This window comes from Terrabacter terrae (genome assembly GCF_039529575.1).
Classification (GTDB): domain Bacteria; phylum Actinomycetota; class Actinomycetes; order Actinomycetales; family Dermatophilaceae; genus Terrabacter; species Terrabacter terrae.
The window spans coordinates 1-12482 of the sequence record NZ_BAAANB010000122.1 but is presented as its reverse complement, the minus strand read 5'-3'; the positions used below and the strand labels follow the sequence as shown (position 1 = coordinate 12482).

At 69.2% G+C, this 12482-nt stretch carries 10 protein-coding genes; 9 read left to right on the top strand and 1 reads right to left on the bottom strand.

What is annotated here, in order from left to right; translation table 11 throughout:
- The coding region (locus tag ABD194_RS19805; RefSeq protein WP_343994707.1) for an alpha/beta fold hydrolase at window positions 1-564 on the top strand (564 nt) is incomplete at its 5' end.
- A 90-nt stretch (window positions 565-654) separates the two neighbouring features.
- Here ABD194_RS19805 and ABD194_RS19800 read toward each other — a convergent pair.
- On the bottom strand, window positions 655-2241 hold the full coding sequence (locus ABD194_RS19800; RefSeq protein ID WP_343994705.1) for an alkaline phosphatase PhoX: 1587 nt from the start codon (window positions 2239-2241) through the stop codon (window positions 655-657).
- Between the two features lie 220 nt (window positions 2242-2461).
- On the opposite strand from ABD194_RS19800, the gene ABD194_RS19795 reads away from it, so the two are divergent.
- The 8 genes from ABD194_RS19795 to ABD194_RS19760 all read left to right on the top strand — a co-directional run.
- On the top strand, window positions 2462-2755 hold the full coding sequence (locus ABD194_RS19795; RefSeq protein WP_343994703.1) for a hypothetical protein: 294 nt from the start codon (window positions 2462-2464) through the stop codon (window positions 2753-2755).
- Between the two features lie 53 nt (window positions 2756-2808).
- Window positions 2809-4614 (top strand): GtrA family protein, encoded by a 1806-nt coding sequence (locus ABD194_RS19790; protein WP_343994701.1) that lies wholly within the window; start codon window positions 2809-2811, stop codon window positions 4612-4614.
- 144 nt (window positions 4615-4758) lie between these two features.
- Window positions 4759-5337: a hypothetical protein gene (locus ABD194_RS19785; RefSeq protein WP_343994699.1), complete on the top strand. Its 579-nt coding sequence runs from the start codon at window positions 4759-4761 to the stop codon at window positions 5335-5337.
- Between the two features lie 174 nt (window positions 5338-5511).
- Complete coding sequence (locus tag ABD194_RS19780; protein WP_343994697.1) at window positions 5512-6924, top strand: CBM96 family carbohydrate-binding protein; 1413 nt, start codon at window positions 5512-5514, stop codon at window positions 6922-6924.
- A 169-nt stretch (window positions 6925-7093) separates the two neighbouring features.
- Window positions 7094-8671 carry an ArnT family glycosyltransferase gene (locus ABD194_RS19775; protein ID WP_343994695.1) on the top strand — a complete coding sequence of 526 codons (1578 nt, stop codon included), beginning with the start codon at window positions 7094-7096 and terminating at the stop codon, window positions 8669-8671.
- Complete coding sequence (locus ABD194_RS19770; protein WP_343994693.1) at window positions 8668-10023, top strand: alkaline phosphatase family protein; 1356 nt, start codon at window positions 8668-8670, stop codon at window positions 10021-10023. The genes ABD194_RS19775 and ABD194_RS19770 overlap by 4 nt, the downstream gene beginning before the upstream one ends.
- Before the next feature lie 46 nt (window positions 10024-10069).
- Window positions 10070-11044 (top strand): hypothetical protein, encoded by a 975-nt coding sequence (locus tag ABD194_RS19765; RefSeq protein WP_343994691.1) that lies wholly within the window; start codon window positions 10070-10072, stop codon window positions 11042-11044.
- Window positions 11041-12482 (top strand): endo-1,3-alpha-glucanase family glycosylhydrolase (locus ABD194_RS19760; protein WP_343994689.1); only part of this gene is annotated, 1442 nt, incomplete at its 3' end. The genes ABD194_RS19765 and ABD194_RS19760, both read left to right, overlap by 4 nt.

Sequence of the window (12482 nt, the reverse complement as noted above, 5' to 3'; positions counted from 1 at the left end):
CCCTGGCCCACGCGGCCCGACATCCACGCCATCGGCCTGACCGCTGCCCGCTGGGTCGAGAGCCAGGCCGCCGACAGGCCCGTCGTCGTGCTCGGGCACTCGACCGGCGCGCAGGCGGCCCTGACCGCCGCCCTGGCCCTCGGATCCCGGCGGCGCTGCCTCTCCCTCGTCATGGCGGGCCCGACCTTCTGCCCCGAGCAGCGGCGGCTCGCCGGACTGGCGTCGGCCACCCCCCTCGCCTACCGCAACGACCGGCCCACCGAGATCGACCCGGCCGAGGCCTGGCGTGGCCGCGCCGGGATGGTCGCCATCCTCGGCTCCGGCCTGCGGGACGCGCCGGAGGAGCGGATCGCCCACCTGCACGCACCGCTGACGGTCACGTCCGGGGCGCACGACGCCTATGCGCCGTTCGACTGGCTGGACCGACTCGCCACCTCCGCCCGCAACGCCCCGAAGGTGCGTACGGCGCGGCTCGGCGGCTCGCACAACAACCTCTACACGCACGCCGAGGAGGTCGCCGACCTCGTCGCCCTGGCGGCGCAGGACGCCGTCCGAGCCGGCTGACCCCCGTCGCAGCGTCGCAGGCGACCGTGACCCGGGGGATACGAGGGTGCCCGGCCCGCGAACTCCGCGCGCCGGGCAGCCTCGACGCCGTCAGCTGCCGTTCCAGTGGATCTCCCACGTGGTGTTGTCGCCGTGCTGCTGCGTCCAGAACGTGCGCCACACGGGGTGGGTCGCCGGCTTCGGCGGCTTGGCGCCGAGCAGGCCTGCCACCGTCGGGTCTCCGTCGGAGACGTGGATCCCGGTGATCTCGTTGTCACCGTCGTTGTACGCCGGGCCGGCCATCGCGTCGAAGGTCGCCGACGCGTCGCGGCCCTCCGCCAGGAAGCGGACCGGGCGCGGAGCGTGGCCGCCCTCGACGGCATACGACCGCTCGTCCTGGCCCCGGCCCGTGCCGAGGCGGTAGACGTAGCCGGAGTCGAGCGCGCCCCGCTGGGTGTGCAGCCCGTCACCGGCGTCCTCGACGACGAGCAGGTCGTCGGCCGTGGCGAAGGCGATGTTGTCCAGGCCGGTGTGCTCCTTGTCCCCGACCGCGGCGATCGAGATGCGGCCGGCGTCGGCGCTCGGGGTCGCCTGCGAGATGCGGAAGACGCCGCCGTACGCGCCGGGCAGGGTGCTCGACGTGCTCGTGTCGCCCGTCTCGGTGAAGTAGAACTCCTTGAACCCGGTGCCGGGTCGGAAGACGCCGTTCTCGGGGCGCTTGAGCGGGGTCGCGTCGGCGTCCTTGGCGGCGGCCGTCGCGTCGAAGGCCTCCGTCGTGCCGGCGTGGATGGTCACCCACTTCGTGGTGAAGGACGTCCCGTACGTGTGGAGCAGGCCGAGAAAGGAGTCGGCCGGGTTCGCCTGGAGCTGCGATGCCGTGGCCGGGGAGCCGTCGCGTCGCTCGATCTGCAGCGCCTGCAGCTTTCCGCCCTTGGTGAGGTCGGCCCGGTCGGTCGGCACGAAGCGGTAGACGTAGCTGTTGGGGACCTTGCCGCCGCTCGCGCTCTTTCCGCCGATGTCCTCGACGATCCACACGTTGCCGTCGGAGTCGTTCTGGATCCCCTCGTAGCCGCCGGAGCCGAGGGCCGGCAGGCGCGTGGCCTTCCCGCCGTCGACCGCGTCACCGTTCGCGTCGAGGCCGACGGCGAAGACGCCGCCCTTGGGGGCGCTCGACTCGGCAGTCAGCAGCAGCTGCCTGGTGAACGGGTTCCACGTGATGCCGTCGATCGTCGGGTAGGCCTCGCCCGCCGTGTCGGTGTCGGAGATCAGCGTCACGCGCTTGAGCGGGTCGGTCTCGTCGAGGTTGACGCGTGTGACGTAGCCGCGGGGGCCGATCTCGTGGCCCTGGTAGAGGTAGTGCCTGCCGCCGAGGACGAGGTAGACGTTCTTGTCGGGCTCGGTCTTGTGCGCCTCGTTCTTCGTCTGCGTCAGCGGCGCGCCGTCGAGGGTGTTGTAGCCGTAGTGCGTGACGCCGTTCGCCGTGTCGGGGTTCGTCAGCGGCAGGTTGCCCCAGGCGACGGACGTCTGGCTGGCCGAGGGCGTCAGCACGTTGTCCTGGATCCCGGACCGCGGGTTGGCGTGCGGCACGTTGGCGACGGGCAGGCCGTCGTGCCCGTCTGCCGCGGAGCCACCGAGGGCGAAGGCCGCCGCGGCGAGCGTGCCGACCAGGCCGGACCTGAGGATGGTGGGAGTGTTCACGGAAGGAGCCTCTCGTTCGCCGGGAGGGGTTGCCCCGGGTGAGTTCGCATACGTCGGAGAGCCTTTCGGAGAGCCGGCGCTGCTACGTGAACGCGAGGGGATCGAGCCGGGACCGTTGCGTGAACCTTGGGAGGATTCGTCCCCGCTCTTCTGCCGAACGGGGTCCGAGGTTGCCACGTTCTGCTCCTAACCACGCTGGGGCGGGCGCATTCTGAACCGCGTGGCAGACAGCATGTCGCCCAGGACCATGGCCCTCCCCCTGACGCACTTCGTCGCAGGAGCGGTCGTCGCGCCGCTGTCCGTGGCGGTCGCCGGGGTGGTCGCCGTGGTGGTCGCCGTGCTCGCAGTGTCCCGGCTCGTGGGCGGTCACCGGACCTTCGCCAGGCTCGACGTGGGGGCGTCGACCTGGGCGGGGCCGGGGCTGGAGTCGTGGACGGTCGTTGTGCGAGCGAGACGCGTACCCGGGTGGCTGCTGCCCATGGCGGGAGGTTGCGTCCGCAGCGATCCCGCGTAGGCACACCGTCTGGCGGCCACCTCGGCCGCAGGCATTCAAGTGGGGGGAAATGCATGACCACGTCAAAAGGCTCTACCGCTGCGCGCGCGCTGGGCTTCGGGATCATCGGCGCGACGGGGATAGCCGTCAACCAGCTGGCGTTCTGGCTGGCTGTCGTCGTCGGCTCGCGCTTCGTCACAGATCCCGAGGCGGGGGGCGCCTCTGACGCAGCCCGCTACAACATGATGCTGACGCTGGCCGCGATTGTCGCGACCCAGGTGTCCACGGTCTGGAACTTCCTCCTGGCCGACCGCCTGGTGTACCGGGACCGGCCGCCCGGCACCTCCAGGAAGGTGGCGTTCGCCAAGAGCTGGGCCGTCAACAACGCCTTCAACCTGGTCCTCAGGGTGCCGATCCTGTTGGCGCTCGTGTGGCTGGGGCTCAATCACCTGTGGGCCAACCTGGTCGCCATCACCGTCATCTTCGCTGCGCGCTTCTACATCAGCGAGCGGTGGATCTGGCACACCCGCCGTGTGGTCGCGGACTTCACGGACGAGACGGCCACGCGTCCCACCAAGGCCGAGGTCCTCGTCGAGATGAACGACGACCCGCTCGGTCCACACATGGCCATCAACCTCAAGCCGCGTCGCCGAACGAAGCTGCACCGCTACTCCATCCATGGCCTCTGCACCATCCTGTCGGAGGTGAAGCTGCCGGAGCTGGCCGAGTTCGAGGTGGACCGCCTGCCGGGCAAGCACGCCGACATCACCGTCCGCCGTGGATACGTCGGCTACCGACGGATGTCGACGCGCGTGCGAGCCACCATGGGGCCGGGCCTGTTCGTCTACCGCGAGCACCTGGGGTCGATGGGCGCGAACTTCCGCGTCGACCTGGACAACCGCATCAGTGTGACGGTCAGCCCGCTCCTGGCACGGTCGCACCACGTCGCCTACACCAACGTCGTCGAGGCGCTGCTGCGCTTCGTTCTCGTCAACAAGGGGTTCATGCTCCTGCACTCGGCGACCCTGCAGCTGGGCAACGAGACCATCATGCTGTCGGCTGAGACGGACACCGGCAAGACCGGCACCATCCTACGGTTGATGCGGGAGCACCCGGCGGTCGCAGGTTTCCTGTCGGACGACATGACCATCATCAACGGCAACGGGGTGGCGTACTCGTTCCCGAAGCCGCTGACCATCAGCTCACACACGCTGCGAGCGGTCGACAACCGCGTGCTGCCGCTCGGACGCCGGGCGGCGCTGGCCCTCCAGAGCCGCATCCACTCCAAGGACGGCCGCGCGTTCGCGCTCTTCCTGGCGCGGCTCAACATCCCGATCATCGCCATCAACGCCATCACGCAGATCATCGTCCCGCCGCCGAAGTACCAGATCCGCACCCTCGTGCCCACCGCGGCATATCGGACCAGCGGGCAGGTCAGCCGCATCTTCATCATCGGGCGGGGACCGGCGATGACCGCACTCATGTCGCACGACGAAGCGAGGCGAACGCTGATGGCCAACACGGAGGACGCCTACGGCTTCCCACCGTTCTCGACCATGGAGCAGGCCATCTCCCTCCGCCGAGGGCGCCGCTCCAAGCGGAGGGGCATCGACAAGCTCAGGCAGCGCGAGGTCGACATCCTCGACAAGTTCCTGACCCACGTCGGTTCGGTGATGCAGATCCAGTCGCCCAACTTCGGCTGGGCCGATGTCATCGCCGGCACGGTCGTCGGGACGAGGCGCCTCACCACGGGCTCGACGGTCCTCGAACCCGCCGTCGATGCGTTGTCCGAAGGCCGTCTGACCGAGCCGCACGGCGCTGGTGTCGGCCAGATGGGGGACAGCTCGCCGGCGCGCCCGTCGGACGGCCTGCCGGCCTAGCCTCCCACCGGCCACAGCGGCCCGTTCCCAAGACGTACGCGGAAAGGTACGGCTCGGGAACGGGCCGCTCTGCTGCCGTTCCCGCCACAGACCCGCGCCACGGAGGCACAATCACTGTGGGGGTAACACCGGGGGGGAACACGCGTGCACCGACTGCACCACCTGTGGCAGCGCGTCGCCAGTCATGAGACGCAGCGTCACGTCGATCCGACGGGACGGCAACGCGCCCTGCTCGTCTGCGTGCTGCTCGCGACCAGCTTGACCGCGTGCCAGAGCGGCTCGCGAGCGACTGCGCAGCCCGTGCCGACGGCGGTGCCCGTGGTTCCGCCCGTCACAAGCGCACGATCACAGGCAGTGTCCGTGCCCGGGACGAGCCCAGCGGTCCAGGCCTGGATGAAGCGGGCCGAGCCCGTACAGATCGAGCTCAACGACAGCGTCGCCGCCGTGGGCCCGGCGGTGGCGGCGGGCGTCGCTTCCAAGGCCCAGCCGCTGTGCTCACGACTGGTGCGCGCCGCCGGGGCCGTGCTCGCGCTGCCGCCTGCACCGTTGCCAGGACTCAAGGAGGAGCTCGCAGCGGGCGCGCAGGATCTGCACCGTGCCGGACTCACGTGCCTGGCGGGTGACGCGGTGGCGGCGCGCGCACATCTCGACGCCGCCCAAGCGGCGCGAACCAGCTCCGAGGAGCGTGTGGACAAGCTGCTCTTCGGCACGGCCGCTGATTGACAGGGGTTGGTCGACCGGGCTCATTTCATTGGATCTCTCGTGGCAAACACCCGATTTGCACGACGGCCGGCAACTGTCATCGCGCCAACGACTGTAGGCGTCTCGTTCCAGGATCTCGATGTAGGACTTCGCATTCCGTGGCAACTAGCCATGGCCCGCGACTAAGGACGAACCATGCACAAGCTCATTCGCTCACTGGCGATCGTCGCCCTCCTCTGTGTCGCCGGGTTCGGTTTGAGCCCGGCAATGTCCGCCGGCGCCGCCACCGTCAGCGTCGCCGCCTCGGCCGACGCGTACGTCGCCTCCGACGCGCCGGATGCGAACTTCGGTTCGGGCACCACGCTCCAGGCCGACGCCTCACCCGTGAACATCATCTACCTGAAGTTCGAGGTCACGAACTTCTCGTCGCCGCCCGACCAGGTCACGCTGCACGTCTTCACCCGCTCGACCGGAACGACACCGATCAAGCTGGCAGTCGAGCCGTCGTCCTGGACGGAGTCCGGCATCACCTACAACAACCGGCCCGCGCTCGGCACCCTCGTGGCGAGCTCCGGCGCCTTGACGGCCGGCACGTGGACCAGCATCGACGTCACGCCGTACGTGCAGTCCAACGGGACCTACAGCTTCGCGTTGACGACCGGTGCGACCGCCGTCCGCCTGTTCGACAGCCGCGAGACGGCCAACGCCCCGTACCTGGAGGTCACGACCAGCGCGCCGTCGTCCGACCCCGTGGTCGTCGGCGCCGGCGACGTCGCGTGCTCGCCCACCGAGGCGTCGTACAACGGCGGCGCCGGCACGGCCACCGCGTGCCACATGGGCGCGACCGCCAGGCTCGTCCAGAGCCTCAGTCCCGCTTCGGTCCTGATGCTGGGTGACGGCCAGTACAACAGCGGCTCGTTGTCCGACTACAAGACGTCCTATGGCGGGTCGTGGGGCGCCTTCAAGTCATTGACCGATCCCACCGTCGGCAACCACGAGTACGGCACAACAGGCGCCGGCGGCTACTTCACCTACTTCGGCAAGCTCGCCACGCCGCGCCAGCCGACGTGCACCTCCAAGTGCGACGGTTACTACAGCTACGACGTCGGGGCCTGGCACATCGTGTCCATCAACGCCGAGTGCACGCGGATCAACGGCGGAAACGGTTGCGCCGTCGGCTCGCCACAGGAGAAGTGGCTCAAGGCCGACCTGGCCGCGCACCCCAACACGTGCACGCTCGTCTACGGCCACCGCCCACGCTGGAGCTCCAACTCGTTCGCCAGCGCGGCCATTGCCCCGCTCATCGCCGACATGTACGACGCCGGGGTCGACATCTACCTGTCAGGTCACGCGCACTCCTACGAGCGGTTCGCCCCCCAGGACCCCTCCGGAAATGCAGACGCGGCCAACGGTATCCGCCAGTTCGTCGTCGGGACCGGGGGTGAGAACTTCACCGGCTTCGCGACCACAGTGGCCAACTCGCAGCTGCGCAAGACGAACATCTTCGGCGTGATGAGGTTCACGCTCCACCCGCAAGGCTACGACTACCGTTTTGTCGCCGATCCGGCGACGCCGTTCTCCGACTCGGGCAGCGGCAACTGCCACTGACCCGCTTGCCCACATTCATCACAATCGCTCCCATCCTTCTCTGTGTATCGACTGGCGGTGACCTCGATTCGTGCCGATGCATGAGCCGATCAGGTGATGGTGGTATCCCGGTCCAGCCTGACCATCGAGTCACCTGGCGCGTTCGTCCATTCGACCCGAAGGGTGCGTCATGATCGTTGCCGACCTCCTGAGGCGCAGCGCGCCGTCGGGCGACGCGCCCGGGAGCCCCGGCGGCGACGTCCCGCGCCACGACCTGCGCCTGGCGCCGCGGCTGGGACTCGCCGTCGCCCTCGTGGTCGGCGCGTTCCTGCGCCTCTGGCAGATCGGGTCGCTCGGCCTCAACAGTGACGAGACGGTCTACGCCGGGCAGGCGGCCAGCATCGCAGGCAACCCTGCCTACACCGACTACTTCCCGATCTTCCGAGCCCACCCGCTGCTCTTCCAGAGCCTGTTGTCCGTCTACTACCAGTGGAGCGACAGCGACATGGCGGGGCGGGTCCTGTCGGCCGCCTTCGGCGTTGCCACGATCTTCGCCACCTACAAGGTGGGGGCCGCGTTGTACGACCGCCGGGTCGGGGCGATCGCCGCGCTCGTCCTCGCCGTCATGCCGTATCACGTCGTCGTGACGCGGCAGATCCTGCTGGACGGCGCCATGGTGTTCTTCGCGACGACAGGGCTGTACTTCCTGGCCCGTTACTGCGGCGAGCGGCTCGACCGGTACGCGCTGGCTTGCGCGGCCGCCATGGGCCTGGCCTTCCTGACCAAGGAGACGGCCGTGGTGCTGTGGGGCGGGGTCTACCTCTTCTTCATGCTCTCGCGCGCCCTGTCCATCCGGCTCCCCACGGTCTTCGGGATGGCCGTCGTCTTCAGCGGTCTGGCGCTCGCCTTCTGGCTCGCGCTGAGACTGTCCGGGGCGGCCCGCACGGGGGACAACTACGTCGTCTGGCAGCTGTTCCGCCGGCCGAACCACACCCTCGCCTTCTATGCACAGACGGTGCCCGTGTCGATCGGTCTGGTCGTCGTCGCGGTCGCGGCCGCCGGCTTCATCGGCCGCCGGGTCGCGTGGCAGGAGGGGCTGCTGCTCGCCTGGGCTGTGGTGCCCATTGCCTTTTTCGAGCTGATGCCCGTCAAGGGGTTCCAGTACCTGCTGCCCGTGGCGCCCGTTGCCGCGGTGCTTGCCGGACGCAGCGTCATGCTGATGTTCCGGTCGCAGCGGCTTGCGTCGTGGACCAGAGGGCGTGGCCGCCTGGCGGCGGCCGGCCTGCTTGCCCTGATGCTCACCGCCCAGTCGGTCGCGGTGTGGCCCGTCGTCTCGCCCACAGCGTCCGCCAAGTTCCTGGCCGGCGCCGGCGGGTTGCCGGCCGGCAGGGAAGCAGGCACCTGGATCGGCCGCAACCTACCCCGAGGCTCCGTGCTGCTGACCCTGGGGCCATCCATGGCCAACGTCATCGAGTTCTACGGTCACCGGCAGGCGTACGGCCTGTCGGTGAGTCCCAACCCGCTCAATCGCAACCCGGCCTACGTACCGGTCGAGAACGTCGACCGTGAGCTCAGGCAGGGCAACCTCCAGTACGTGGTGTGGGACAGCTTCTCGGCCGAGAGGTCGCCCAGCTTCTCCGCCAAGCTGCTCGGCTACGTCCACAAGTACCGCGGCATCGCGCTCCACACGGAGTCCGTCACGGTGACGGCAGAAGACGGGTCCGCCACCCTCCGTCCTGCCGTCACCATCTACGAGGTGCAGCCATGAGACGACTCCTGACCGCCGTGATGGCCCTCCTGGTCGTGATGCCCGCCACCGTCGCCTCGGCCACGCCGCCCACCGTTCCCACCACGACGCCGATCAAGCACCTGGTCGTCCTGATGCAGGGCAACCATTCGTTCGACAACTACTTCGGCACGTATCCCGGAGCCGACGGCATCCCGAAGGGCGTGTGCCAGAAGGTCAACCTGCAGGTGAAGACGACCAAGGGGTGTGTCACCCCCTTCCACATCTCGCCCACGTCGGCGCCCGTCGACCTCGACCACGGCCCGGCCGTGCAGAAGTACCAGTACGACGGCGGCAAGATGGACGGTTTCGTAGCCGCCTACCGGCGTCTGGGCCAGGACGGCACCGGCGCCATGGGCCACTACGACGGACGTGAGCTCCCCTACTACTGGAACCTTGCCGAGTCGTTCGTCCTGTTCGACCGTTTCTTCGCCTCGACGCGGGCGGGCAACCGTGAGAGCTACCTGTACTGGGTGGCGGGCACCGCGCCGAGCAGCCCGGACGGCGTCCTGCGCGACAGCGCCGGCTACGACGCACTTCCCACGATCTTCGACCGCCTGGCCGCACGCGGCATCCCGGCCAAGTTCTACGTCGAGAACTACAACCCACGGCTGGCCGACCCGGCGTCGGGCAGCCGGTCCCGCACGAGCCAGCTGGTCAAGGTCCCGCTGCTGTCGATGTCCCGCTTCCGTACCGATCCGGCGCTCTCGGGCACGGTCGTCGACCTGTCCCAGTACTACCGGGACCTGCGGGACGGGACGCTGCCGGCCGTGTCGTACGTGGTCATGACCGGTTCCAGCGAGAACCCGCCGTCGCGTGTCGACATCGGGCAGGAGGCCGTCCGCAAGATGACCTCTGCGCTCATGCGGAGCAGCTACTGGACGACGTCGGCGTTCCTGCTGACGTACGACGGGTGGGGTGGGTGGTACGACCACGTCCCGCCGCCTCGCGTCGACGCTCGCGGGTACGGCTTCAGGGTTCCGGCCCTGCTGGCCAGCCCCTATGCCAAACGCGGGTTCATCGACCACACGGTGCTGGACTACACAGCGGTCCTGCGGTTCATCGAACAGAACTGGTCCCTGGCGCCGCTCGCGCAACGCGACGCCGCGTCGGCCGGCCTCGCCTCGGCGTTCGACTTCACCTCCCCGCCCACCCAGGCCCGCATCGTCGGGGCAACGCGGGCGGCTCCGCCCCCTGGCACGGCAGCGCCTCAGCCCAGTACGGCCATCTACGCCTGCTACGGCCTGGCACTCATGTTCGCCGTCGGCCTCATGGTGTGGACGCGCGTTCGCCGTGCCCAGCGCCCGAGGGGACGTGCGACCCGTGTGGCGTGACCGCGTCCTTCGCGTACTCCTGACCTCTGTCGTCGCAGTCGGGCTCATGGCCGAGGCGGCCACGGCCGCAACCCGACCCGAGCCCGTCGCGCTGAGCGCCGCGGTCAACATCGTGACGGTGCCAGCAGTGCCAGGCGCTGCGTTCGTCTTCGACGGCCGGCTGGTCACGACGGACAAGCAAGGCATCGCCCACATCATCGTCCCTGCCGGTACGCATGGCCACACGCTGACGGTCAAGACCACTCACACCCAGCGGGCGGGTGGCGACTACTCCTTCGCGCGTTGGTGGCGCACGGGCAACCACACCCAGGACTACGAGCGCACGCTCACGGGCCTCAGGGTCCGCAAGAACCTGACGATCAAGGCCGCATACCGCGCCAGTTTCACCGTCAGGTACGGGTTCGCCGACCCGGCCAAGCGCCCGGTCCCCCGCTCTCGAGTGGCGACCGTGGAGTTCCGCGGCGACAACGGCCAGACGGTCACCGCGACCGGGGGTGGGACGGTTCGGCTGCTCGGGATCAGACCGGTCAACAGCAGCGGCACGCTCGTGGCGAAGGAGATCAAGTACACGGTCCAGCGGGTGCAGGTGGACGGCTCCAACGTGGTACGGGTCAACCAGCAGCCGTTCGTGCCGAGCCAGAGACAGACCGTGACGATCTCGTTGCTGCTCCTCGGTGCCCACTTCAGGACACGCGACTTCCTGTTCGGCTCCCCGGTGGGCACCACGGTGGTCCTGACCTACCCCGACAGGTCGACGAAGCGATTTCCGCTCGATGCGCTCGGTGAGGCGGACGTGGCCGGGCTCGCGCGTGGCAACTACACGGTCAGTGTCGAGGCACCCGGTATCGCGTTCACACGCCCCGTCGCGCTGTCACGCAACCAGTACGTCGACCTGCCTGTCGTGACCTACCGTGACCTCGGTGTCGTCGGCGGCATGGCCGTTCTCGTGTTGGGGTCCCTCATGGCCCTCAAGCGGGTGCGTGTGCGGTCCCGGCGTCGCGCGGTCACGGCCACGTCATGAGACGGCTGTGGCTCGTATGCGTGCTGGCGGCCGTGCTGGCCGCGCTCGCCCCCACCGCTGCCGGTGGTGCCGGCGCTGCCGGCGCTGCGCCGGCAGCCGCGCCAGCCGTCAAGAACATCCCGGTGCTGGCGTACTACTACCAGTGGTTCGACGTCTCCTCCTGGGATCGCGCCAAGCGGGACTACCCGCTCTCGGGGCGGTACTCCAGCGACGATCCGACCGTCATGGCGCGCCACATCACGCAGGCCAAGGCCGCCGGTATCGACGGGTTCATCGTCTCGTGGAAGGACACGCCGGTGAACGACCGCCGGCTGTCGACGCTCATGGAGGTGGCCCGCCGACAGGACTTCAAGCTGGCGGTGATCTACCAGGGACTCGACTTCTCACGCCGTCCGCTGCCCATCGGGCGCGTCGCGCACGACATGGCCCTGTTCAGGGACGAGTACGCGCCGGACCCCGTCTTCGACATCTTCGGCAAGCCCGTGCTCATCTGGTCGGGGACGTGGGCGTTCGACGCGGCGGACATCGCGTCCGTCACGGCACCACTACGGCAACGGCTGCTCGTGCTCGCCACCGAGAAGAGCGTGCAGGGTTATGAGCGGGTCGCGCCGAGCTTCGACGGTGACGCGTACTACTGGTCGTCGGTCGATCCGCTGACGAACCCGGGCTACGCGCGCAAGCTCCGTGACATGTCGAGCGCGGTCCATGGACGGGGGGGCCTGTGGCTGGCTCCGTTCGCGCCGGGTTTCGACGCCCGTGACGTCGGCGGGACGAGTACGGTGCCTCGCCGTGACGGCCAGACGTTGCGCGCGGAATACGCTGCGGCCGTCGGCTCCTCGCCGGACGCCCTGGCGCTGATCTCCTGGAACGAGTTCAGTGAGAACACCCACGTCGAACCGAGCGAGGCGAACGGAGCGACGTACCTGACGGTCCTTCGCTCCCTGATCGGCACGACGGGTGTCGAGGTGTCGCCTCTGGCGCAGGACTCGAGCGACTCCCCGGGCGGGAAAGGAAGGTCGATGACAGGACTGTTCGCCATCCTCGTGATAGGCCTGTTGATGCTGCTCCCCCTGGCCTGGCGCCTGCTCGCGCGAGACCCGCAGGCTGCTCGTCCCGGAGCGCCGACCGCCCAGCCGTTCCGTGCCAGATGGCGCGAGAACGTAGCGCGCCACCGCGTGCTGGTGATGGCGCTGATGGCTGCAGTCCTCGTGCTCCTGCTCGTTGCCGGCTCGAATGTCTTCGGCGCGAGCTCCTGGACCGGCGCCGGGACGGCTTCGCCGCTGTACAGGGGGGCGCAGCCCGTTCGTTCGCCTGCGCAGGCGGTCATGGTGGCGGCAGGCGACATCGCCTGCCCGTCCGACAAGAGCCTCCTGACCGAGGAGAAGGCCTCCCCCCACTCCTGCCGCATGCAGGAGACCGCGGGGCTGATCGGCCAGGT

What these genes read in the sequence shown, in the direction of transcription:
- ABD194_RS19790 (WP_343994701.1), top strand. Translation starts at nt 2,809, where the DNA reads ATGACCACGTCAAAAGGCTCTACCGCTGCGCGCGCGCTGGGCTTCGGG.
- ABD194_RS19780 (WP_343994697.1), top strand. Translation starts at nt 5,512, where the DNA reads ATGCACAAGCTCATTCGCTCACTGGCGATCGTCGCCCTCCTCTGTGTC.
- ABD194_RS19775 (WP_343994695.1), top strand. Translation starts at nt 7,094, where the DNA reads ATGATCGTTGCCGACCTCCTGAGGCGCAGCGCGCCGTCGGGCGACGCG.
- ABD194_RS19770 (WP_343994693.1), top strand. Translation starts at nt 8,668, where the DNA reads ATGAGACGACTCCTGACCGCCGTGATGGCCCTCCTGGTCGTGATGCCC.
- ABD194_RS19765 (WP_343994691.1), top strand. Translation starts at nt 10,070, where the DNA reads ATGGCCGAGGCGGCCACGGCCGCAACCCGACCCGAGCCCGTCGCGCTG.